Source organism: Halorubrum vacuolatum (assembly GCF_900188065.1).
Lineage (GTDB): Archaea > Halobacteriota > Halobacteria > Halobacteriales > Haloferacaceae > Halorubrum > Halorubrum vacuolatum.
This window is the reverse complement of record NZ_FZNQ01000004.1, coordinates 135077-155516: the sequence shown is the minus strand read 5'-3', so window position 1 is coordinate 155516 and position 20440 is coordinate 135077. Positions and strand designations below refer to the sequence as shown.

General features: G+C 67.6%; 26 protein-coding genes. 16 read left to right on the top strand and 10 right to left on the bottom strand.

All coding sequences use genetic code 11. The annotated features are described in order from the left end of the window. Window positions 1–23: 23 nt before the first annotated feature. From CHB65_RS06320 to CHB65_RS06310, 3 genes are read left to right on the top strand one after another with little or no spacing between them, the layout of a single operon-like run. On the top strand, window positions 24–605 hold the full coding sequence (locus tag CHB65_RS06320; protein ID WP_089384210.1) for a DNA-directed RNA polymerase: 582 nt from the start codon (window positions 24–26) through the stop codon (window positions 603–605). Beyond that, a complete protein-coding gene (spt4, locus tag CHB65_RS06315) occupies window positions 605–802 on the top strand; it encodes a transcription elongation factor subunit Spt4 (protein WP_089384209.1) in 198 nt (65 codons plus the stop codon). Before CHB65_RS06320 ends, spt4 begins: the two co-directional genes overlap by 1 nt. A gap of 21 nt (window positions 803–823) precedes the next feature. Next, window positions 824–1390, top strand: coding sequence for a GTP-dependent dephospho-CoA kinase family protein (locus tag CHB65_RS06310; protein WP_089384208.1), 567 nt, complete (start codon window positions 824–826; stop codon window positions 1388–1390). Window positions 1391–1444: 54 nt separating this feature from the next. Here CHB65_RS06310 and CHB65_RS06305 read toward each other — a convergent pair whose 3' ends face one another. The 4 genes from CHB65_RS06305 to CHB65_RS06295 all read right to left on the bottom strand — a co-directional run bounded on the left by CHB65_RS06305 (window position 1445) and on the right by CHB65_RS06295 (window position 5023). Next, complete coding sequence (locus CHB65_RS06305; protein WP_089384207.1) at window positions 1445–3856, bottom strand: APC family permease; 2412 nt, start codon at window positions 3854–3856, stop codon at window positions 1445–1447. Beyond that, window positions 3841–3969 carry a hypothetical protein gene (locus CHB65_RS17885; protein ID WP_281251554.1) on the bottom strand — a complete coding sequence of 43 codons (129 nt, stop codon included), beginning with the start codon at window positions 3967–3969 and terminating at the stop codon, window positions 3841–3843. Before CHB65_RS17885 ends, CHB65_RS06305 begins: the two co-directional genes overlap by 16 nt. Before the next feature lie 96 nt (window positions 3970–4065). Further along, window positions 4066–4353: a transcriptional regulator gene (locus CHB65_RS06300; RefSeq protein ID WP_089384206.1), complete on the bottom strand. Its 288-nt coding sequence runs from the start codon at window positions 4351–4353 to the stop codon at window positions 4066–4068. A 73-nt stretch (window positions 4354–4426) separates the two neighbouring features. Next, on the bottom strand, window positions 4427–5023 hold the full coding sequence (locus CHB65_RS06295; RefSeq protein WP_089384205.1) for a hypothetical protein: 597 nt from the start codon (window positions 5021–5023) through the stop codon (window positions 4427–4429). 226 nt (window positions 5024–5249) lie between these two features. Here CHB65_RS06295 and CHB65_RS06290 point away from each other — a divergent pair, with 226 nt between their 5' ends. The 4 genes from CHB65_RS06290 (at window position 5250) to CHB65_RS17880 (ending at window position 7810) form a co-directional block, all read left to right on the top strand. After that, window positions 5250–5558, top strand: coding sequence for a 30S ribosomal protein S24e (locus tag CHB65_RS06290; RefSeq protein WP_089384204.1), 309 nt, complete (start codon window positions 5250–5252; stop codon window positions 5556–5558). 13 nt (window positions 5559–5571) lie between these two features. Continuing rightward, complete coding sequence (locus CHB65_RS06285; protein ID WP_089384203.1) at window positions 5572–7221, top strand: bifunctional N(6)-L-threonylcarbamoyladenine synthase/serine/threonine protein kinase; 1650 nt, start codon at window positions 5572–5574, stop codon at window positions 7219–7221. An 81-nt stretch (window positions 7222–7302) separates the two neighbouring features. Then, window positions 7303–7593, top strand: coding sequence for a DUF5808 domain-containing protein (locus CHB65_RS06280; RefSeq protein WP_089384202.1), 291 nt, complete (start codon window positions 7303–7305; stop codon window positions 7591–7593). An 82-nt stretch (window positions 7594–7675) separates the two neighbouring features. After that, window positions 7676–7810, top strand: coding sequence for a hypothetical protein (locus CHB65_RS17880; RefSeq protein WP_281251553.1), 135 nt, complete (start codon window positions 7676–7678; stop codon window positions 7808–7810). A gap of 114 nt (window positions 7811–7924) precedes the next feature. Here CHB65_RS17880 and CHB65_RS06275 read toward each other — a convergent pair whose 3' ends face one another. The 4 genes from CHB65_RS06275 to pyrH all read right to left on the bottom strand — a co-directional run bounded on the left by CHB65_RS06275 (window position 7925) and on the right by pyrH (window position 11675). Next, window positions 7925–8848, bottom strand: coding sequence for a sensor histidine kinase (locus CHB65_RS06275; RefSeq protein WP_089384280.1), 924 nt, complete (start codon window positions 8846–8848; stop codon window positions 7925–7927). A gap of 104 nt (window positions 8849–8952) precedes the next feature. Then, a complete protein-coding gene (locus CHB65_RS06270) occupies window positions 8953–9243 on the bottom strand; it encodes a DUF7573 domain-containing protein (RefSeq protein WP_089384201.1) in 291 nt (96 codons plus the stop codon). Continuing rightward, window positions 9244–10959 carry a lysine--tRNA ligase gene (gene lysS, locus CHB65_RS06265; protein ID WP_089384200.1) on the bottom strand — a complete coding sequence of 572 codons (1716 nt, stop codon included), beginning with the start codon at window positions 10957–10959 and terminating at the stop codon, window positions 9244–9246. Beyond that, on the bottom strand, window positions 10956–11675 hold the full coding sequence (pyrH, locus tag CHB65_RS06260) for a UMP kinase (protein ID WP_089384199.1): 720 nt from the start codon (window positions 11673–11675) through the stop codon (window positions 10956–10958). The genes lysS and pyrH overlap by 4 nt, the downstream gene beginning before the upstream one ends. Before the next feature lie 129 nt (window positions 11676–11804). Between pyrH and CHB65_RS06255 the strand changes: the two genes are divergently transcribed. Together CHB65_RS06255 and CHB65_RS06250 are read left to right on the top strand one after the other, a co-directional pair. Then, window positions 11805–12665, top strand: a complete 861-nt coding sequence (locus CHB65_RS06255; protein WP_089384198.1) for a molybdopterin synthase — start codon at window positions 11805–11807, stop codon at window positions 12663–12665. An 80-nt stretch (window positions 12666–12745) separates the two neighbouring features. Continuing rightward, window positions 12746–13780, top strand: a complete 1035-nt coding sequence (locus CHB65_RS06250) for a succinylglutamate desuccinylase/aspartoacylase family protein (protein ID WP_089384197.1) — start codon at window positions 12746–12748, stop codon at window positions 13778–13780. 15 nt (window positions 13781–13795) lie between these two features. Here the strand turns inward: CHB65_RS06250 and eif1A are convergent, their stop codons facing one another. Next, the gene (gene eif1A / locus CHB65_RS06245) at window positions 13796–14077 is read right to left on the bottom strand and encodes a translation initiation factor eIF-1A (protein WP_089384196.1); all 282 of its coding nucleotides are present in this window, start codon (window positions 14075–14077) and stop codon (window positions 13796–13798) included. Between the two features lie 94 nt (window positions 14078–14171). Between eif1A and CHB65_RS06240 the strand changes: the two genes are divergently transcribed. After that, window positions 14172–14351 carry a DUF7470 family protein gene (locus CHB65_RS06240; protein WP_089384195.1) on the top strand — a complete coding sequence of 60 codons (180 nt, stop codon included), beginning with the start codon at window positions 14172–14174 and terminating at the stop codon, window positions 14349–14351. A gap of 34 nt (window positions 14352–14385) precedes the next feature. Here CHB65_RS06240 and CHB65_RS06235 read toward each other — a convergent pair whose 3' ends face one another. Next, a complete protein-coding gene (locus CHB65_RS06235) occupies window positions 14386–16038 on the bottom strand; it encodes a cryptochrome/photolyase family protein (protein ID WP_089384194.1) in 1653 nt (550 codons plus the stop codon). A 92-nt stretch (window positions 16039–16130) separates the two neighbouring features. Here CHB65_RS06235 and CHB65_RS06230 point away from each other — a divergent pair, with 92 nt between their 5' ends. The 6 genes from CHB65_RS06230 (at window position 16131) to CHB65_RS06200 (ending at window position 20405) form a co-directional block, all read left to right on the top strand. Next, window positions 16131–16328: a hypothetical protein gene (locus CHB65_RS06230; protein WP_089384193.1), complete on the top strand. Its 198-nt coding sequence runs from the start codon at window positions 16131–16133 to the stop codon at window positions 16326–16328. A gap of 88 nt (window positions 16329–16416) precedes the next feature. Then, a complete protein-coding gene (locus tag CHB65_RS06225) occupies window positions 16417–17391 on the top strand; it encodes an aldo/keto reductase (RefSeq protein ID WP_089384192.1) in 975 nt (324 codons plus the stop codon). An 87-nt stretch (window positions 17392–17478) separates the two neighbouring features. Beyond that, the gene (locus tag CHB65_RS06220; protein WP_089384191.1) at window positions 17479–17982 is read left to right on the top strand and encodes a hypothetical protein; all 504 of its coding nucleotides are present in this window, start codon (window positions 17479–17481) and stop codon (window positions 17980–17982) included. 66 nt (window positions 17983–18048) lie between these two features. Further along, a complete protein-coding gene (locus tag CHB65_RS06215; RefSeq protein ID WP_089384190.1) occupies window positions 18049–19092 on the top strand; it encodes an AIR synthase family protein in 1044 nt (347 codons plus the stop codon). 654 nt (window positions 19093–19746) lie between these two features. Then, window positions 19747–20130: a winged helix-turn-helix domain-containing protein gene (locus tag CHB65_RS06205; RefSeq protein ID WP_089384189.1), complete on the top strand. Its 384-nt coding sequence runs from the start codon at window positions 19747–19749 to the stop codon at window positions 20128–20130. 2 nt (window positions 20131–20132) lie between these two features. Continuing rightward, on the top strand, window positions 20133–20405 hold the full coding sequence (locus CHB65_RS06200; RefSeq protein ID WP_394335410.1) for a DUF7521 family protein: 273 nt from the start codon (window positions 20133–20135) through the stop codon (window positions 20403–20405). Window positions 20406–20440 lie beyond the last annotated feature (35 nt).

Here is a 20440-nt window from a genome sequence, read left to right as displayed (position 1 = left end):
CCGCGCACCACGCACACACGCACATGTACAAACGAGTTCGACTCAAGGATACGGTTGAGGTCCCGCCGAAACACCTCGCGGACGTCACCGACGAGCGAGTGAAAGCCCTGCTACAGGACAAACTGGAAGGACGAATGGACGAGGACGTCGGCAGCGTCGTGAGCGTCATCGAGGTCCACGATGTCGGTGACGGCGCGGTGTTGCACAACCGTCCGGGCGTCTACTACGAGGTGGAGTTCGACGCACTCACCTTCGATCCGGACATGCAGGAGGTGATCGACGGCACCGTCGTCGAGACGGTCGAGTTCGGCGCGTTCGTCGGGATCGGGCCGGTCGACGGCCTCTTGCACGTCTCACAGATCACCGACGAATATCTCACCTTCGACGGGGCGAACCAGCAGCTCGCCTCCTCGGACTCCGATAAGACGCTCGGCGTCGACGACTCCGTCCGCGTCCGGGTCGTCACGAAGAGCGTCGACGAGCGCAACCCCCGCGACTCGAAGATCGGGCTCACGGCGAAACAGCCCGGGCTCGGCAAACACGACTGGCTCGAAAGCGGTCGCCGCCGACGCGCCGAAACCGGCGCGACCGGGGAGGACGACTGATGGCGGAGGACCGTCTCGCCTGTCGGGAGTGTCATCTCGTCAACGACCCGGACGCACAGGCGTGTGAACACTGTGGCTCCTCCTCGCTCACCGAGGACTGGGCCGGATACGTGATCATCACCCGACCCGAAGAGAGCCAGATCGCCGAGGAGATGAACGTCACGAAGCCGGGCTCGTACGCGTTAAAGGTCAGATAACCCCCGCCCGCACCACCGCCCATGCTCACCCTTCCCGACTCCCTCCGAGACGCGTTTAAAGATCCGCTCGGCCCGGTCACGACCGACACCGACGCGCTGCTCGCGGCCGCCGCGGACACCCGGGCCGAACACGACGCGCCGAACGCCCCGCTCGTCGCCGTCGGCGACGTCGTCACCTACCATCTCCGCGAGGCGGGCCGGGTCCCGGATGTCGCGCTTATCGACGGACGGACCGAACGTGAGGCCGTCGACACACAGATAGACGAGGCGCTCGCGGCCGCCGACGAACGGCGTGTTTACGTCGAGAACCCCCCTGCGGAGCTCTCCGAGGCGCTATTGATCGCGCTTCGTGACGCGATCGCGACGCCGGAAGCGACGATCATCGAGGTGGACGGCGAGGAGGACCTCGCCGCGTTGCCGGCGATCCTTGCGGCACCCGACGGTGCAACCGTCGTCTACGGCCAACCCGGCGAGGGAATGGTCCGGATCGCGATCACACCCGAGCGCCGCGCACACGCCCGTGAGCTGTTCGTCGCGATGGACGGCGACGTCGAGGGGGCGCTCGCCGCGCTCGGCGTGGACGGCTGAGGCGTTTTTGGCGCGGGCGAATTCGATAAGGACGAGGCGTTCGGACCCGCCGTTTTAGTTCCCGAAGATCCGACTCAACAGATACCGCTGGACGAGTCCGGCGTGCTGTTCGTCGGCCGGCTGGACCATCACCGCGGTACAGTCGACCCGGTCAACGAGTTCGTCGCCCGGGCGACCGAGAACCGATCCCGCGAGTCCTCGGCTCTCGGTCGCCGTGATGAGCAGGTCGGCCGGCGTCGCGAACCGCGCGAGGCCGGCGATGCGGTCGTCGGCCTCGATGATCCGCGAGCGGGCGGGGACCGTCAGGATCCGCATCAGCTCGGCGTGATAGTCCTCGATCCGCTCGCGTTGGGTGGCCGGCGGGTCCGCCGGAACCGCCTGTAACAGCGAGATCGTCGCGTTCGTCTCCTCCGCGATGGCGTCGGCGATAAGCAGCTTCAGCGGATCGTATGCGCCCCGATGGGTGACGACGGCGATCTCCTCGAGGGTCTCGTCGCCGTCGAAGCCACGGTCCTCGACGAGCGCGATGCCGCAGGGAACCTCGCGAAGCAGTTCGGCCGTCTCCCCGCCGAACAACGCCCGATGCAGGTCGGCCGTCTGTCGCTCCGCGAGGACGAGGTCGATGCCCTCGTGGGCCGCGTACGCCGCGACGGAGTCCACGACGTTCTCGGTGCTCACGACGTGGCGTTGGAGCCGGCCCCGCTCGGGTTCTTCGACCCGAAGCGGTTCCTCCGGCGGGTGTGCGAGGGCTTCGGTGCCGCCGTCGCCGCGGGACGTCGTCGAGTCGGTATCGCGGGAGCCGGACCCATCGGCGCGTGATCCCGCCGACTCCTCGGCCGACTCCATGGGGAACCAACTCGGCGGCTCCTCGCCGAAACCGAGCCAGTCGCCGAGGGTGCCCGTCGGCTCCTCAAGCCGGTCGGTGTGGGCGGTGAACACCCGGTGTGGGTGGGAGTCGAACCGAACCACGTCGATGAGGCCGCCGCGCAACCGGGAGATGTCGAGCCCGATGCGGGTCATATCGCGGGCCGCCTCGGGCGTCGTCGACTCGGTGAGCGCGACGAGGACGTCCGTGCCGTCGCGGTTCTCGAACGCCGCACGGGTCCGCTCGATGGAGCGCTCGGCCGCGCCACGGCGGACGGCGTCGCGGGCGGCCCCCTCGCTGTCGACGTGGTGTCGCGCGTAGAGGAAGTACCAGCCGGCCGCGAGCGCCGCGATCCCGAGCGCGCCGAGGGCGGGGACGAGCCCGAGCTGGAACAGCACGTAGCCGCCGCCGATGATCCCGAACAGCTGGAGCCACGGGTACAGCGGCGCTTTAAATACCGGTTTGTACTCCGAGACCGCACCTTCACGGAACCCGACGAGCGCGATGTTGAGCAGGATAAAGACGAGGATCTGGAAGGCGCTCCCGAAGGAGGCGACCGTCTGGATCGGAAAGAACGTGACGAGCAGCAAGAGGAGCGCGCCGGTGAGCGCCACGGCGTTCGCGGGGGTCCCGAAGCGCTCGCTGACCTGTTCGAACGACGACGGAAAGACGCCGTCACGCGCCATCGCGAGCGGGAACCGCGAGGCGGCGAGGATCCCCGCGTTCGCGGTCGAGGCGAGCGCGAGGATGGCGGCGAGCACGATCACGACGACGCCGGCGAAGCCGAGCAGTTCGTCGGCGACGAGCGCGATGATCGCGCCCTCGCCGTCCGACCGGAGCTCGCCGGCCTCGACCGCCGCCGTCACGTCGAGGACGCCGATCGTGACGTAGACGACGGTGGCATAGAGGACGGCGACGATGGCGAGCGCGCCGACCATCGCGAGCGGGAGGTTGCGGCCGGGGTTTTTCACCTCCTCGGCGACCGCCGGGACCTTCGTGATCCCCGCATAGGAGATGAAGACGATGGCGGTGGCCGCGAGGATCCCCTCCGTCGCCGGGTCGAACGCGCCGGCGACTTGGTCCGCCTGCACGTCGGGGACGCCGCTGACGACGAGCCACGCGAGCGCGACGAGCAGCGCGGCGACGATACCGAACTGGAGCTTGCCGGAGCCCTCGGCGCTTACCAGGTTGACGACGGTGAAAAACAGCGCCAACCCGATCGCGAGGGCGGTGATCGCCTCGGCGAGTGTCGGCTGGACGTAGACGAGATAGGGGACACCCCCGACGAGCGCGAGCGCGCTCTTTAACGAGAGCATCATCCACGTCCCGACCCCCGCGATGGTTCCCATGAGCGGCCCCATTCCGCGCTCGACGAAGAGGTACGGGCCGCCGTCCTCCGGGATCGCCGTCGCCATCTCGGCGGCCGAGAGCGCCGCGGGCAACACGAGGATCGCGGCGATGACGAACGCGAGGACCGCCGCCGAGCCGGCGGTGACGTAGGCGATCCCCGGGAGGATGAAGATCCCCGACCCGACCATCGCCCCGACGGCGATGGCCGTGGTCTCCGCGAGCCCGAGGTCGCGTTTCAGATCGGTCGGCATCCCTCACCCCGGAAGATCAGCGTCGGTTCCTCGCCGGGTGACGTCGGAAACGTCGCCGGCGTGCCCGATCCGATCGTCGTCGTGGACGGTCGTCTCCGTCCGTCGAAGAACATGAGCGATCGTTAGCGATACCCGAATATAGCCGATCTATCTAACGAGTATGGATCGGCGGGAAACGACCGCGTTGCGGAGCCAGCGAACCGAACGTGTCAGGCCTCGGCGGCCTCGACGGCGACGATCTCGCCAACCATCTCCCAGCCCCCTTCGTCGGGTCCGGATCGACCCAAAAGCACCCGTTCGTAATCCTCGGAGGTGATCAGTCGGTATTCGGCGTCCGGATCGTCGTCGACACGTTCGCCCTCGCCGCGAAACTCGCGCTGGAAGAACTCCGTGGAGGAGAACCGGAAGGTTCCGGAGTCGCCCGAGTCGAGTTCGAGACGAACCGGTTTCGGCTGGATGTTGTGGATCCGTTTGGCGATCGGGTTGAGGTCGGCCATCGCCAGCCGGTTCGAGCGGGCCAGTATAAAAATCGACGATGACGCGTCCGGGCGACCTCTCTCATCCCGCTTTTCAACCGTCGAGCCCGGCGACCCACCGGCTGCTCCCGAACGCGGTCACGGCGACCACGAGTCCGCCCACCGTGGCGGCGACGGGCGGAAGCGACAGCCCGGGCACGGAGAAGTACGGCTGCACGCCGACGCCTTCGAGCCAAACGACCGCCCCCGTGCCCGCGAGACCGCTCGCGAGGATGCCTACGCTCGCCACGGTGGCGAGCGCGCCCGTGATGAACGCGGCGAAGGTGAACGCGTCCTCCAAGCCGATGTAGGTCCAGATCCGTGGCTCGGCGAGCCCCTCGTGGACGGCCGTCCGATGGCCGATAAACGCCAACCCGAGGGTTCCGAGGAGGAGGCTGAGGATGCCGATCCCGGTGATCGTGACGACCGCAAGCGGGACGGTAAGCGGGTCACCGGCGTGGAACGTCGCCCGAACATCGGCCGGAAGCAGGAGCATGATCGGGGCGGGAAGCGCGGCGATGAGCGCGAGGTAGCCACACCAGCGGAGCTTCCGCGGGATCGGCGCGAGCGAGAGGATGACGTGTTTGACCCGCATCAGCTCGTACCGGGAGCGCTCCTCCGGCCGGGCGGCGTGTGACGGTTCCGGTGGCATTGGATGGCTATCGGTACGGACTCCAGACACATACACCTATACCCACACCAGTTCGGGTCCGTCGGCACCGGTCCGGATCCGTCGGCACCGGTCCGGATCCGTCGGCACCGGTCCGGATCCGTCGACACCGAGTTGCTCCCACGGAGCCGTGGAGATCCGGTCGAGCGGGGTCCGTCGCTTCGAAATCCTTTTACAGCGTTCCGGGGGATATGTAGGTAACTGAACTATGGACGTCGATATCATCTCCGAGGAGGAGAACCCCATGTTGCACCGCACGGACGTTCGTTTCGAGACGACCCACGAGGACGCGACCCCCTCACGCCTCTCGGTTCGCGACTCGCTCGCGGCCAAGCTCGACAAGGCCTCCGACGAAGTCGTCATCCACGAGCTGGAGACGAAGTTCGGGATGCGCAAGACGGTCGGCTACGCGAAGGTCTACGACACCGCCGCGGACGCCTTGGAGGTCGAACAGGAATACATGCTCGAACGCAACAAGATCGGCGCGGACGAGGACGCGGCGGCCGAGGAAGCCTGAACGGACCCTGTTAATGCGGGTTCTCGGCATCGAGGGGACGGCGTGGTGTGCGAGCGCCGCCCTGTACGACGCCGAGAGCGACGAGATACACATCGAATCCGATCCCTACGAGCCGGAGAGCGGCGGCATTCATCCACGTGAGGCCGCAGAGCACATGACTGAGGCGATCCCGACGGTGATCGATCGGGTGCTGACGCACGCGGAGGAACGGTACGGCCCCGACGCGATCGACGTCGTCGCCTTCTCACGGGGACCGGGGTTGGGCCCCTGTCTGCGGACCGTCGGGACCGCCGCGCGGGCGCTCGCCGGGACGCTCGCGGTCCCGCTCGTCGGCGTCAACCACATGGTCGCACATCTCGAGATCGGTCGCCACGAGTCGGGGTTCGACAATCCCGTCTGTCTGAACGCCTCCGGCGCGAACGCCCACCTGCTCGGCTATCACGACGGGCGCTATCGGGTACTCGGCGAGACGATGGACGCCGGGGTCGGCAACGCCATCGACAAGTTCACCCGCCATATCGGCTGGAACCATCCAGGCGGCCCGAAGGTCGAGGTGGCGGCCGCGGAGGCCGATCCCGACGAGCTGCTCGAACTGCCGTACGTCGTGAAGGGGATGGACTTCTCGTTTTCCGGGATCAGCTCCGCGGCCAACGACGCGTACGACGACGGCGTCGCGGTTCCCGGGATCTGTCACGCGCTTCAAGAACACGTCTTCGCGATGCTCACGGAGGTCTCCGAACGGGCGCTCTCGCTCACGGGCGCGGACGAACTCGTCCTCGGCGGCGGCGTCGGCCAGAACGAGCGGCTTCGGGAAATGCTCGAGACGATGTGTCGCGAGCGCGGCGCGACGTTCTTTGCGCCCGAGCCGCGACTGCTCCGCGATAACGCGGGGATGATCGCCGTCCTCGGGGCGAAGATGGCAGAGGTCGACGACACCATGCCGATCGCCGATTCGGGGGTTGACCCGAACTTCCGGCCGGACGACGTCCCGGTGACGTGGCGGGCCGGCGATCCGTCCGTTGGACGGGACAAGGCAGCCGGCGGTGGCCCCGGGGGGAAACCCGAGCGCGGGGCCGAGGCGGTCGTGCGTGTCGCGCCCGATCCCGACGGCGGGAAGCCCCGGGTGATCAAACGCCGGGTGCCGAAGGCGTACCGACATCCGCGTCTCGATGCGTCGATACGTCGGGACCGAACCGTCGCCGAGGCACGGCTGACGAGCGAGGCCAGGCGCGCCGGTGTGCCGACTCCGCTCGTCTACGACGTCGACGTCGCGAACGCGACGCTCACGCTGCAGTACGTCGGGGACGACGATCTCGCGGACGCACCGTCGACCGATCGGATGGGAACGGTCGGCGCACTTCTGGCGCGGCTGCACCGCGCGGGCATCGTCCACGGCGATCCGACGATCAGAAACGTGCGTGTCGATACGGTAGCGACGGCCGAGTCGCCCGCGACGTTTCTCATCGACTTCGGATTGGGCTATCACAGCGGCCACGTGGAGGACCACGCGATGGACCTCCACGTCTTCGAGGGATCGGTCCGGGCGACGGCGACGGATCCGGACCCGTCAATCGAGGCGTTCGAGACGGGGTATCGACGCGTCGCCGGCACGGAGACGCTGGATCGGCTCCGCGACGTGGAGCGTCGGGGACGGTATCGGTGAGGTGTACGGAGGCACCGGTACGGGTGATCTCCAGACCGCCGCGGGGGAACATTCACGTTCTCGGCGGATGAAGGGACGCGTATGGACGAGAAACCATCCTCGGGAGAGATATTCGGCATCCCGTACAACTTCGAACGACCGAGCCTCGGCCGGCTGTTGTCCTCGTACTGGCAGCCCGGAAAGGGCATGCTGGTCGAGAAGCCGTTCGGAATCGGCTACACACTCAATCTTGCGAATTGGCGATCATGGGTCGTCCTCGCCGTCGCCGCCGGGCTCTACTGGCAGGGCAAACAGAGCGGGGAATCGGTCGGAACGGTCGATGAAACGGATGATAACGATGGCCCGGTCGAGGTCATCGTCGACAACGACTGAGCGGCGCTGAACGGACGACCGGTTATCAGTTACTGAGAGACAATACTCGGTTTTAAGTATGACATCCACGTAAGGATAAGCGATGAAAGTCCAGTTCGAGTGCTCGTGTTCGGAGGAGATCTCCGAGTTCACGCGTGGACAGACCAGCCACGGCGTCCACGTCGAGTGTGGCAACTGTGGGGCGGTCTACGCGGTGACGATCACTGAACTGGAGTAAGGTCCGCGACATCCGGTCGTCGCCGTGCGGGCGACGCCGTGTGGTTTCAACTCTCAGTTTTCCGATTCTCTTCACCGACAAGCCGAAGCGCCGGGGCGATTCACCGCGGAACGGTTACCCCGCGGACGGTGCGAAATCGATCGGATCGTCGGCGAGCGCGTTGAACCGAAGGCGGACGGTCGTCCCGTCATCGGAGGCGTCGAACCTGACGGTCCCCCCGTGAAGCTCGCACATCCACTTCACGAGCCAGAGGCCGATGCTGCTCGCGTGTGACAGCGGCGTCTCCTCTTCGGCTTGAAGCACTTGGCGTTCGTTTTCGGGGATCCCCGGACCGTTATCGCGGACCTCGAGATACGTCGCCGTCCCGTTGACGTCGATCCGGGCATCGACCCGACAGGTCGGCTTGTCGTTGTGAGCGATCGCGTTCTCGAAGACCTCCCGGACCGGATAGCGCACGGAGCTATCCGCACGTATCCAGGCCTCGGATGGCGCGATGACGGTGATGTCGACGTCCTCATCCTCGAAGTCCTCGACCGCGTCGTCGACGATATTCACGAGGTCGACACGTCCCGAGGGGGTACGCGGCGACGTCTCCTCGACGACACTTAGCTTCTCGCTGATCGCGACGACGTCGTCGGTCGTCTCGCGGATCGTTTCGAGGTGGCGTCGGACCTCCTCGTCGTCCACGCGGTCCTCGATGAGGTGTGTGTAGCCGCGAACGACGTTGAGGTCGTTCCGCACGTTGTGTCTGAACACCCGACTTAATACCTGGAGCTGTTGGTTCGAGATCGCGAGGTCGCTGCGGACGGCCCCAGCACGACGACGATACCGGATGGCGACGAGATAGACGCCGAGCGTCGAGACGGCGACGAGCGTCCACGCGTACAGCAGGCGGGTCGGATCCAGCGGCTGGAACCCCGGAGACATCGAGGCAAACGCCAGATCCGTGAGAACCACCCAACCCGTTGCGAGGAGGAGATACCCACCCGCGATGGCGGCGGCGGGCCGATCGAGGGGGACGCTCGGGGTATCGTTCATCATATATTCTACTTGAAATGAATGGGTGAGGCGTGTAATCAACCGATGCACCGGACGGGTATTAAGCTTTCATCGTCGAGGAGGATGCGGGCGCCGGCCGGCACTCACCACTGAAAACAGTCGGCACAGACGGCTTCGTCGTCGTCGATCCAGCGGCGCTCGACGACCGTCCCGCATCGGGGACAGGCAACTCCACCGGACGTCCACGTCGATGTCGACCGCGCCGGGATGACGCCGTCATCAGGGGGCTCCGAACCGTCCCTCTCGGGGTGCTCCGAACCGTCCCTCTCGGAACCCACCTCGTCGATCGAATCGTCTTCACCGTCGACCGGATCGTCGTTATCGCTCCCCGCGCCCGCATCGATGAACTCATCGAGCGATCGGTCCTCGGGCATCTACGCCTCGCGACGGAGCCTTGCGACGACGTATTCACGCTCCAATTCCCCGAGGAACTCGCCGAGTCTGGGCCCCTGCGTATCGTCGAAGAAGAGCCGATAGCCGGCCTCGAAGAACTCGCCGACCTCGAGGTCGTGTGCGCGGGCCGTCTCGTACATCTCGCTCTGGATCGCCTCGCCGTCGTGGCCGGCTTCAACGAACGCCGCGAGGTCGTCCAGCGCGGCCGCGACGTCGTCCTCGAAGGAGACGTCCGGGAGGTCGGTCTGAAGCCGATAGTTGTACTCGTTGTCCGTCCGCTCCGCCCACGTCCGCGCACGCTCGACGCGTTCGAGCGCCTCCTCGACCGCCCACGCGGGCGTGTCCTCCTGGATATGTCCCTCGTCGCGGGCGAGCTGCTCGCGAAGCGCCGGGTCATCGACCATTCCCAGCACGGCCGCGAACGTGTAGGGAAGCCGAACCCGCTCCGCGCGTGGCTCCTCGCCGGCGACGAACGGATAGGCCCGTTCGGCGAAGGCGGTCAATTCCTCGTCGTTGACCTCGCCGGCGGCGGCGCGCTCGAACCGGTCGAATCGGTCGACGAGCTGGTCGAGTCGCGCGATGTCGAGGTCACGGGCCTTCTTCGGGTGGAGCGCGAAGAAGTAGCGGACGACCACCGGCTCCAACAGCTCGAGCAGCTCGGGGACGGTGATGACGTTGCCCGCCGAGGAGGAGAGCGCCTCGCCGTCCAGCGTGAACCACTCGTAGACCATCGGCACCGGCGGCTCGACCCCGAAGACGTTTCGCGCGATGTCGACCCCTGAGGGCCACGATCCCTCGGCGTGATCCTTGCCGAACGGCTCGAAGTCGACCCCGAGGACGTCCCACTGCGCCGGCCATTCGAGCCGCCATGGGAGCTTCCCCTCGCGGAAGGTGGCCGTCCCCTCATGGTCACAGCCGGCGATGACGTCGCCGCCGACGGTCATGTCCGTACAGGCGTACTCGACCGTCTCGGTCTCGAGGTCGACCGCGGTCACCGTTTCAGTCACTTTCCCACAATCGCCACAGATCGGGTTGAACGGGACGTAGGAGTCGTCGACCTTGTCCTGATACGCCGACAGGGTCTCCCGGACCCCATCGAGGTCGGAGAGTACCGTCCGGATCGCGTCGTCGAAGGCCCCCTCGGCGTACAGCTCGGTGTTCGAGATCATCTCGACCGGCACGCCGAGCCGGTCGGCATCCGCCTGCAACAACGCCGCGAAGTGCGCCGCGTACGACTCCCGTTCGCCGAAGGGATCGGGGATCGCGGTGTAGGGCTTTCCGAGGTTGCGCCCGAGCGCACCCGCGTCGACGTCGCCGAGGCCGACGATTTCGCCGTCGGCGTTCGCGAGCTTCCGCGGGAGCTTTCGGAGTGGGTCCTTGTCGTCGGAGGTGAACACCTGCCGAACCTCGTAGCCGCGCTCGCGCAACACCTCGGCGACGAAGTAGCCGCGCATGACTTCGTTGACGTTGCCGAGGTGGGCGACCCCGGACGGGGAGACCCCGCCTTTGATCACGATCGGCTCGTCCGGCTCGCGCGCCTCGATGATGTCGGCGACCTCGTCCGCCCAGAAGGCGTGGAACTCGCCCGCCTCCACCCCTTCGTCGCTCGTCTCGTCCGCCGATCCGACCGCGCGCGTCGAGAGGACATGCGGGGAGTCGTCATGTGGGCTATCGGTATGCGGGGAGTCGTCGCTCATGCTCGGTCCCTCCAGTAGCTCGGCGCATCGGTCCCCTCGGGGACGACGTCGGTCCCGGTGTGCTCTCCGCTGAGGACCGCATCGACGACGGCTGTGGGGTCGCTGCCGTCGAGGACGACCGATCGGATCCTCGCGCGGTCGATGAGCTTCGCGGCGAGCAGATCGACCGGCGCGGAGGCACCGGCGTCACGACTCATCGGGAGGACGACGTCGACGAGTTCCGCCGGCGTCATCTCGTCGAAGCGGGCGGCGTCCGCGTGGACGTTCGGGTCGACGTCGTAGACGCCGTCCGCGCTCGTCGCGTAGACGAGCAGATCCGCGTCGACCGCCTCCGCGAAGCCGGCCGCCACCGCGTCCGTGGTCTGGCCCGGGACGAGCCCGCCCATCACCGATACCTCGCCACGGCGCAGCGCCGCCGCCGCCTCGTCGTAGTCCGTCGCCGGCGAGAGGTTGCCGCGGCCGTCGAGCGCGGCGATCAGCAGCCGGGCGTTCAGCCGAGTCGTGTCGATCCCGAGCTGGTCGAGTTCGACCTCGTTCGCGCCGAGGGCGCGGCCCGCCTCGATATACTCGCGTGCGACGCCGCCCCCGCCGACGACGACGCCCAGCTCACACCCGTCCGCCGCCAGCCGTTCGAGCGCCTCGGCGTGGGCGGCGACCCGGTCCGGATCGAGATCCGGCGCGAGCACGCTCCCGCCGATGGAAACGACGACTCTCATTGGCGTGGGCTAACCCGGTCGCGGGCTTAAGGATTATTAAGCGGCGACGAGGGCGGTAAACGGAGCGGTTTCGGGTGGACCCGAGCCCCGCGGGAAACGCCTAAGCCGCTGGATGCCCGCCGTTCGGATATGCAACCGATCTCGATCCTCGGTCCCGACGCGGATCGCCTCGCCGATCGCCTCGTCGAGCGACTGGATGGCCGTGTCGCCGTCGTCACTCGGGCCGACGCCGGGCCAACCGACGATCCGTCCCCCGGTGTGACGTCGACGGACGGCGGCGTCTCGGGGACGACGCTTCTTGACGCCGAATCGGAGCCGGTCGCCACGGAACTCTCGCTCTCGCCGGACGGAACCTGGAGCGGCACCGGCCGCGCCGACGGCTTCGATACGGTCCTCGACCGGGTCGCGCCGGATCACGACTACTGTGTCGCCGTCGGCTACAGCCGGCTTCGGGTGCCGACGGTGCTGCTCGGGGACGAGAGGGGGGCCGAGGACGTCCCCGGGACGGTCATCGTGACCGCGACGTCGGCCGAGACGGTCGACCTCGACGACCTCGTGGCGTCACTCGCGGATGCGGAGCCGTGGATCACCGTCGAGGAGCTGACCGAGCGCGTCCGCGAGGCCGCGGGCGAGGAGCGTTCCGGGGCGATCGCGACGTTTACCGGACGGGTTCGCGCGAAGGACGCCCCCGACGACGACCGGACGAGCCACCTCGCGTTCGAGAAGTACGAGGGCGTCGCCCGCGAGCGAATGGACGCCATTTCCGAGGAACTCACCGACCGGCCGGGCGTCTTCGAGGTCCTCATGCATCATCGCACCGGGGTGATCGAAGCGGGCGAGGACATCGTCTTCGTCGTCGTGCTCGCCGGACACCGCGAGGAGGCGTTCCGGACCGTCGAGGACGGGATCAACCGGCTGAAGGACGAGGTGCCGATATTTAAAAAGGAGACGACGGAGCGCGAGGAGTTCTGGGTCCACCAGCGGGAGTGAAGCGGGCCGGTGTCGCGCGTCGAACCGGCGAAACGTCCACCGAACCGGGTTTATAAATCCGCACGGCGCGAGTGACGTGTATGCACGACGCGCGTACCCTCACGCTCGCTCGGCTCCCCTCCGGCGTGCCGATCCGAACGACCGTCCACGTCTACGGGACGGGCTCGCTTGTCGACGGCGAGGACGGCCCGACGCTCTCGGTTCCCGACGGCGATCCGGTCGTCTACGCGCAGGCGGCACAACACGGCCGCGAGGTGAACGGGACGGCGGTCCTCAGGCGGCTCCACGAGCGGCTGACGGGGGATGGCGACGCCGCGGATGGGACGGACGAACGCGCCACAGACCTCGCGGGGACGCTCGTGACGGTCCCGGTCGCGGACCCGCTCACCTTCGATCACGTCTCGTACACGACGCCGGAGCGCCTCGATTCGGTGAACCCGAACATGAACCGCTGCTGGCCGGGCGACCCCGACGGGACGCTTCACGAGCGGATGGCCGCCCGGCTCTGGCCGTTCGCGAGCCGGGCGGACGCCATCGTCGACCTGCACACCGGGTCGCCGTCGATGCGCACCCACACCGTCTACATGCGCGGGAATGACGACTGCCGGACGCTCGCGGAGGCGTTCGGCACCGACCTCCTGCTCGCGGAGTCCGCGGGCGACGACGCCGACGTGGAGTGGGCCGAACGCGGCTTCAGTGGGAAGTTCCGCGTCGCCGCCACTCGCGAGGGGATCCCCACGATCACCCCCGAGTTGGCACACAGCCGCGAGATCGTTCCGGAAGCCGTCGCCGTCGGCGTCGAGGGGATGCTCGGCGTCCTTCGCGAGCGGGACCTCCTCGCGGGCGACCCGGATCCGTGGGACGGGACGCTCGCACGCAACCACCTCGGGCGGGTGCGCGCGGCCGACTCCGGGCTCTTTTCGGTCGTCGATGGGCTCGCGATCGGCGACGAGATCGCCGAGGGTGACCCGGTCGGTGAGGTGTACGATCCGACGACCTTCGAGGTGCTCCAGACCGCGACCGCCGACCGCGACGGGATCGTCTACTCGATCACGCGGGAGTCGACCGTCATCGCCGGCGAGACCCTCGTCGGCGTCGCCGAGCGGATCGAGTGAATCGGTCGGTCCGAGTTAAAGATGGCCTTCCTCACGGAGCTGATCCGCCTCGTTCTGCTCGTAGCGCCACGTGATATCGGCCTTCTCGTCCTGCCAGTCCCACGGGTCGACGAGCACGATGTCGCCCTCGCGGATCCAGACCCGCTTTTGCATTCGGCCCGGGATCCGTGCGGTCCGTTCGGTCCCATCCGCACAGCGGACCGTGACGCGGTTCGCCCCGAGCATCTCTACGACCTCGGCGAACACCTCATCGTCCTCTGGCATCCGGAGGTCACGTCGACCGTCTCCGTCGCTCATGCGTACGCGGCGATACGCGGGTCAGAGAATAAAAACACCGCCCTCCGCGTCGGGAGCGGTCGTTTTTAACTGGCGGCGGGTCGAGCGTCACGACATGCGCGATACTCTCGGGCTCGAAGGGATCCTCGGCGTGCTCGTCGTCTTTCTCGCCGTGGCGCTCCTGACGGTCTATGATCCGGTCATCGGCGCGGGCGTGATGATCCTCCTCTCCGGACTGGCGCTCATCGCGAAGGGCGTCGCCGACTCGACGATGCGGATGTTCGGGATGAAGTGATCACGGGCGGGCAACGCGGACCGAACGGCCGCCCTTATAAATCGCCCGCGGCCGCCCGCTCCCGAACGGTCGCGGCGCGCTCGCGGATCGCTTCCCACTCCTCGTCGTCCTTGCGGTCGACGTGGCTGTACATCAGCCCCATCCGACCCGTCCCACGGAGGAACTCCTCGTTCTCCGTTAAAAAGTCCCAGTAGAGCGCGTTGAACGGGCAGGCCCCCTCGCCGGTCGTCCGGGAGACCGTGTACGGACAGTCCGAGCAGTAGTCGCTCATCCGGTTCACGTAGTTCCCCGATGAGGCGTACGGCTTCGAGGAGAGCACGTCGGTGCCGAACGAGCCCATCGCGACGACGTTCGGTGTCGTCACCCAGTGATAGGCATCGACGAAGCCGAGGTGGAACCACTCGTTCAGCTCCGCCGGATCGGCCCCGTAGAGCAGCGCGAAGTTCGAGAGGACCATCAGCCGCTCGATGTGGTGTGCGTAGCCGTACTCGCGGACGTGTCCGACGGCCTCCGAGAGACAGGTCATCCCCGTCTCGCCGTCCCAGTAGGCCGGGGGCAGGTCGCGCGCCTGGTCGAGTTGGTTCGCCCGCGCCAACTCGGGCATCGTCTCCCGGTAGACGTGTCGCATGAACTCCCGCCAGCCGAGGACCTGTCTGATAAAGCCTTCCGCGGCGTTGAGCGGGACCGGCGGGAGCGTGGTGTCGGTATCCGCGGATGACTCATCGCCACCAAACGCCGCGAGCGTCGTCGCGGTCGTGTCCCCGGTTCCACCCACGCCGGTCCCGTCCCCCGCGGGATCGAACGCCCCCGGATCCACGCCGCGCTCCGCGTAGGCGGCCTCGACGGCTTCGATCGCTTCCATCGGGTGCAACAGCCCGAGGTTGATCGCCGGCGAGCACAACGAATGTGCGAGGAAGGGTTCGCCGGCGACGAGGGCGTCCTGATACCGCCCGAATGCGGGGAGGCGTCGCTCGATGAAATCCTCAAGCGCGTCGAGCGCGTCCGCGCGCGTGGTCGGCCACGCGAAGCCGTCGAGGTCGTCGGTTCCCCACGTGTCGAAGCGATCGGTCACCCATTCGTGGGTCTCACGCGTGAGCGCGTCCGGTTCGAAGCGTGGCGTCTCCGGCGGTCTCCATCCCTCGGGTGGCGTCTCCTGGTTATACTCGTCGTAGTTCCACTCGCCGCCGATCGGCTCGTCGCCGTCCATCAAAATCCCCGTCTCCCGGCGGGCGTGGCGGTACCAGTGCTCCTGTCGGTAGGTTCGGCCCGGCTCGTGCTCGCCGGTCCACTCGCGCCAGTCTGCGGGCGTCGTGAGGAAACACTCGTTCTCCACGAGGTCGAGGTGGCCGCCATGCTCGTCGACCAGGGCTTCCAGTCGCTCGGCCGCGCCGTGGCTCGCGGGGCACATGAGTCGGAGCGTGGTTTCGGGCCGATCGGCGAGGAACGCTCCGAGCGCGTCGCCGAAGGAATCACGTTTCAGGTAGGTGACGTCGTGCCCGCGGTTTCGGAGGTCGTCGCGGAAGTGGCGCATCGCCGAGAAGACCAGCGTCAGCTTGTGGGCGTGATAGGGCCGGCGGTCGGCGAAGCCGTGCGCTTCGATCAACAGGACGCGGTCGGCGTCGGCGAGCACGTCGAGGGTCGGGTTAAGCTGGTCGCCGAGCAGCCAGGCGGTGACGTCGTCGCTCACATGCGAGGAAGGGCCGCCAGCGACATAATCGCGGGGGTGGACGGGATCGTCTCCCCACGGGCTTTTTATTCGATCCGAGTGAGGGGAGGGGTATGGACGATCTGTTGACGAACTGGCTGCTCGGCCTGATCGCCGCCCTCCTCGCGGTCTTGGTGCTCGATACGACCGGTCAGGAGTTTTTAAACCCGCTCGACCCGGTCGCGAACGTTCTCGCGCTCGTCACCTTCCTCTCGTTCGTGCTGCTCACGGGCGCGTTCCTCGTCTACACCGCCTCGTTTAAAAGCGAGTAAGCGGCGGACGTCGCGGGCGGGATGACGTTTCCTCGACGTGCCCACCGGCCGAACCTACCTTTTTGAGGGTTCGTGCGGAGTGGTCCGCATGGAGTACACGACGCTCGGGTCCACCGGCATGACCGTCTCGCGCATCTGTCTCGGCTGTATGAGCTTCGGCGACCCCGACTGGCGCGAGTGGGTCCTCGGCGAGGAGGAGGGGATCGAACTCGTCGAGCGGGCGTTGGAACTCGGGATCAACTTCTTCGATACCGCCAATATGTACTCGAAGGGCGAGTCCGAGCGTATCCTCGGGAAGGCCCTTTCGGGCCATCGTGAGGAGGCGGTCGTCGCGACGAAGGGCTACTTCCGGATGGACGAGTCGAACCCGAACTCCGGCGGCCTCTCGCGAAAGGCGCTCGAACAGGAGCTGCAAAACAGCCTCGATCGCCTCGGCATGGAGACGATCGACCTCTATCAGATCCACCGCCTCGATCACGACACCCCGATCGAGGAGACGCTCGGCGTCCTCGACGACTTCGTCCGACGCGGGCAGGTTCGGTATCTCGGCGCGTCCTCGATGTGGGCCCACGAGTTCGCCGGGGCGTTACACGCGAGCGACCGGCTGGGCACCGACCGGTTCGTTTCGATGCAGAACCACTACAATCTCGTCTATCGCGAGGAGGAGCGCGAGATGCTCCCGCTGTGTGCGAAGGAGGGGATCGGCGTGATGCCGTGGAGCCCGCTGGCCCGCGGGTATCTCACCCGTCCCGACGGGGCGGTCGATTCGACGCTCCGTGGCCGGACGGAGAAGCGGATGTACGAACACCCCTATCGCGAGGGCGGCGGCCCCGAGGTCAACGCCCGCGTCGAGGAACTGGCCGAGGAGAAGGGCGTGAAGATGGCCCAGATCGCGCTCGCGTGGCTCCTTCATAAGGACTGGGTCGACACGCCGATCGTCGGAACCTCCAGCGTCGAGCACTTAGAGGACGCCGTCGAGGCGCTCGATATCGACCTCTCGGAGTCCGACATCGAGTGGCTGGAGGAGCCCTACGAGCCGGTTCGGGTCTCCGGACACGACTGAGTCGGTGTGGAGTGTGCGTCGAGACCACCCCACCACCGCCCGTGCCGGAGCGACAACCCTTTTCGGCCGGCCCGTCGAAGCCCAGCCATGGCGAACGACGACGATCCGGCGGCGGACGCACAGGACGCATCGGACGACGAGCCGACGGGTTCGGACGTTGAGAACGACGGCGGGGGAGGCGGGGGCGAAGACGGAAGCGAGGGCGACAACGACGAGGAGAAGTCCTTCCGCGAGCGCGTCGAGGAGATCCGCAAGCGACGCGAGAAGGAGCGCGAGGAGGGCGACCGCCCCGACCCCGAGGAGATGATGGGCGGCGGCCCCGGCGGCATGGGCGGCGGCCCGGGGATGGGCGGTGGCGGTAACCCCTTCGCACAGATGATGTCGGGGATGATGGGCGGCGGCCCCGGCGGCCCCGGCGGCATGGGCGGCGGCCCGCCGGGCATGGGTGGCGGTCCGGGCGCACGCGAGGAGCGCGGCGGCGACGCGGGCAACGAGGAGCTCGTCCGTGAGGTCCGGCAGCTCCGCGATGAGGTCCGCGATGCGACCCGACAGCTCCAGCGGATCGCGCAGGCGCTCGAAGACGACGACTGAGGGGGCGTTCCGCCCCGTGCCGGTTCCGAACCGAATCGTTTTGCTCGACCGGCGGAATCCATCGGCATGAGCGACGGCAAGATCGGACGGCGGTTTTTCGAGGAGCGGATCCGACCGAACCTGGGTGCCGACCGCTCCGACGTGACGCTCGGGCCCGCCCACGGCTGTGATTTCGGGGTGATAGCGCCGAACGCCGTTCAGGGTGCCGAGGAATCGCCGGCGGTCGTGGTTGCGACGGATCCGATCTCGATGCTCCCCGCGCTCGGCTTCGAGCGGGCGGGGCGGTTCGCGCTCCACATCGCCCTCTCGGACGTCGCCGTCTCCGGGATCGCCCCCTCACACCTCTCGATCGCCTTCGCGTTGCCGACGACGTTCGACGACGACGACTTCGCCAGCATCTGGCGGGCGATAAGCGAGGAGTGTGGGCGACTGGATATCGCCGTCACGACGGGCCACACCGCCCGATATCCCGGCGCGACGCTCCCATGGGTTGGCGCGGCGACCGTCCTCGGGATCGGCGACCCCGAGCGGATCGTCCGCCCCGACGGCGCGCGACCGGGCGACCGACTCGTCGTGACACGGGGGCCCGCCGTGGAGGCGACGGGGCTGTTCGCCTCGCTCTTTCCGGAGGCGCTTTCCGATCTCGACCCCGAGACGGTCGCCGTCGCCGCCGAACGGCTGGATGACGTCCGATTGGTCGAGGACGCGCTCGCCGCGGCGGCCGCGGGGGAGGTCCACGCGATGCACGACGCGACGGAGGGCGGACTGCTCGGCGCGCTCCACGAGACCGCGGGTGCGAGCGGGGTCCGGTTCGAGATCGAGCGCGACGCCGTCCCCGTGTCCGAGGGCGTCGAGCCCGTCTGTCAAGCGCTGGGGATGGCTCCGTGGCGGGCGACGACCTCGGGAACCCTGCTCGCGTCCGTCGCGCCGGCCGACGCGGAGCGGGTGGTCGAAACGCTTCGGGCGCGGGACACGCCCGCGGCCGTGGTCGGAACGGTCGAGCGGGGTGCGGGCGTCGCCATCGACGGCGAGGAGACGAGTCCGCCCGACGGCGACGCCTCCTGGCCGGTGTACGCTGAACTGTCCGGCGCGGAAGCAGGTTCCGGGTAACCGACCCCTCCCTACTTCGCTCGGTCTTACGACCTCGCTCGTGGAGGGAGGGGCTTTGATGTGGGACTCGCCGTCAGTTGTCGCCGGGGAGGAAGGTTGTTCCTCTCCCGTACCGAACGACCTTCGGGGTCAACGTCCCCACCATTCGGGGGCCTGGCTACTGCGGCCCGTGATACCGGCGACTTGTGCGACGGTATCACTGGATGTTTGCACGGCGGCCCCCAGAAAAAATGTATCGGATAGCGAGTCAGGTGGCAGAAGCCACCGTAGCTGTTTCCCAGCACGTCGGCTTCCTCCCCGGCCTACTCGCTTCGTTCTTCCGACCAGTCGGAAGCCCTCGCTCCCTGAGGCCGGGGGCTCCACCTCGAAAGATGCTGAACGGCTTGGCGGGTCGATGCGACGGGTGATGTAACGGATGATTCGACGGGCCAGTGCAACAGGCGTTCGACGGGCCAGTGCAACAGGCGTTCGACGGGCCAGTGCAACAGGCGTTCGACGGGCCAGTGCAACAGGCGTTCGACGGGCCAGTGCAACAGGTGTTCGACGGGCCAGTGCAACGCCCGTTGCGATCGAAGCGGTTCGTGAGGCGGGACGAAGTCGGGTGACGACGCGGAAACTCGATCCTTTAAGAACGCCCGGCCGGAAGCGGTGTCCATGGTGCGGGACCCGTCGCGCGACGAGGAGCCACCGTCGCCGGAGGCGGTGTTGGATGCGCTGGCGGACGATGCCGCCCAGCGGTTCATTCGGGCGCTCACCGAGCCGAAGACGGCGAGCGAGCTCTCCGAGGAGTGTGAGGTCCCCCTCTCGACGACCTACCGGAAACTCGAGAAGCTCACCGACGCCTCGCTGTTGGAGGAGTCGACGGAGATCCGTCGTGACGGCCAGCACACGACGCGCTACGCGGTCGGCTTCGAATCGATCACCGTCAGCGTCGAAGCGGATCCGGAGCGCGAACTCGTCGTCGAGTTCAGCCGTCCGGACCGAACGCGCGACGAACGGCTGGCGGAACTGTGGTCCGAGCTTCGGGAGGAGACATAGACATGCACGTGGAACTCGCAATCATCGTCGCAAAGACCGCCATCCTGCTTCTGGGTGGGAGCATCACCTACTACGCGCTCCGGGCGTACCGCCGAACCGGCGATCAGTCGCTTCGGGCGCTCGGGCTCGGCTTCGGGGTCGTCACCGTCGGCGCGGTGATCGGAGGGGTATCCCATCAGTTCATCGGGACGGACCTCGCGGTCGGGATCGCGATCGACAGCACGCTCACGGCGCTCGGCTTCGCCGTCATCGTCTACTCGTTGTACGTCGAGTGACGAACCCATCGTTCGACAGCCTTTTGAAACGGTCA

What these genes read in the sequence shown, in the direction of transcription:
- CHB65_RS06305 (WP_089384207.1), bottom strand. Translation starts at nt 3,856, where the DNA reads ATGCCGACCGATCTGAAACGCGACCTCGGGCTCGCGGAGACCACGGCC.
- CHB65_RS06220 (WP_089384191.1), top strand. Translation starts at nt 17,479, where the DNA reads ATGGCGAACGACGACGATCCGGCGGCGGACGCACAGGACGCATCGGAC.
- CHB65_RS17880 (WP_281251553.1), top strand. Translation starts at nt 7,676, where the DNA reads ATGAAAGTCCAGTTCGAGTGCTCGTGTTCGGAGGAGATCTCCGAGTTC.
- lysS (WP_089384200.1), bottom strand. Translation starts at nt 10,959, where the DNA reads ATGAGCGACGACTCCCCGCATACCGATAGCCCACATGACGACTCCCCG.
- CHB65_RS06215 (WP_089384190.1), top strand. Translation starts at nt 18,049, where the DNA reads ATGAGCGACGGCAAGATCGGACGGCGGTTTTTCGAGGAGCGGATCCGA.
- CHB65_RS06250 (WP_089384197.1), top strand. Translation starts at nt 12,746, where the DNA reads ATGCACGACGCGCGTACCCTCACGCTCGCTCGGCTCCCCTCCGGCGTG.
- CHB65_RS06240 (WP_089384195.1), top strand. Translation starts at nt 14,172, where the DNA reads ATGCGCGATACTCTCGGGCTCGAAGGGATCCTCGGCGTGCTCGTCGTC.
- CHB65_RS06255 (WP_089384198.1), top strand. Translation starts at nt 11,805, where the DNA reads ATGCAACCGATCTCGATCCTCGGTCCCGACGCGGATCGCCTCGCCGAT.
- CHB65_RS06290 (WP_089384204.1), top strand. Translation starts at nt 5,250, where the DNA reads ATGGACGTCGATATCATCTCCGAGGAGGAGAACCCCATGTTGCACCGC.
- CHB65_RS06270 (WP_089384201.1), bottom strand. Translation starts at nt 9,243, where the DNA reads ATGCCCGAGGACCGATCGCTCGATGAGTTCATCGATGCGGGCGCGGGG.
- spt4 (WP_089384209.1), top strand. Translation starts at nt 605, where the DNA reads ATGGCGGAGGACCGTCTCGCCTGTCGGGAGTGTCATCTCGTCAACGAC.
- CHB65_RS06280 (WP_089384202.1), top strand. Translation starts at nt 7,303, where the DNA reads ATGGACGAGAAACCATCCTCGGGAGAGATATTCGGCATCCCGTACAAC.
- CHB65_RS06200 (WP_394335410.1), top strand. Translation starts at nt 20,133, where the DNA reads ATGCACGTGGAACTCGCAATCATCGTCGCAAAGACCGCCATCCTGCTT.
- CHB65_RS06230 (WP_089384193.1), top strand. Translation starts at nt 16,131, where the DNA reads ATGGACGATCTGTTGACGAACTGGCTGCTCGGCCTGATCGCCGCCCTC.
- CHB65_RS06285 (WP_089384203.1), top strand. Translation starts at nt 5,572, where the DNA reads ATGCGGGTTCTCGGCATCGAGGGGACGGCGTGGTGTGCGAGCGCCGCC.
- CHB65_RS06205 (WP_089384189.1), top strand. Translation starts at nt 19,747, where the DNA reads ATGGTGCGGGACCCGTCGCGCGACGAGGAGCCACCGTCGCCGGAGGCG.
- CHB65_RS06295 (WP_089384205.1), bottom strand. Translation starts at nt 5,023, where the DNA reads ATGCCACCGGAACCGTCACACGCCGCCCGGCCGGAGGAGCGCTCCCGG.
- CHB65_RS06310 (WP_089384208.1), top strand. Translation starts at nt 824, where the DNA reads ATGCTCACCCTTCCCGACTCCCTCCGAGACGCGTTTAAAGATCCGCTC.
- eif1A (WP_089384196.1), bottom strand. Translation starts at nt 14,077, where the DNA reads ATGAGCGACGGAGACGGTCGACGTGACCTCCGGATGCCAGAGGACGAT.
- CHB65_RS06275 (WP_089384280.1), bottom strand. Translation starts at nt 8,848, where the DNA reads ATGAACGATACCCCGAGCGTCCCCCTCGATCGGCCCGCCGCCGCCATC.
- CHB65_RS17885 (WP_281251554.1), bottom strand. Translation starts at nt 3,969, where the DNA reads ATGTTCTTCGACGGACGGAGACGACCGTCCACGACGACGATCGGATCG.
- CHB65_RS06300 (WP_089384206.1), bottom strand. Translation starts at nt 4,353, where the DNA reads ATGGCCGACCTCAACCCGATCGCCAAACGGATCCACAACATCCAGCCG.
- pyrH (WP_089384199.1), bottom strand. Translation starts at nt 11,675, where the DNA reads ATGAGAGTCGTCGTTTCCATCGGCGGGAGCGTGCTCGCGCCGGATCTC.
- CHB65_RS06225 (WP_089384192.1), top strand. Translation starts at nt 16,417, where the DNA reads ATGGAGTACACGACGCTCGGGTCCACCGGCATGACCGTCTCGCGCATC.
- CHB65_RS06320 (WP_089384210.1), top strand. Translation starts at nt 24, where the DNA reads ATGTACAAACGAGTTCGACTCAAGGATACGGTTGAGGTCCCGCCGAAA.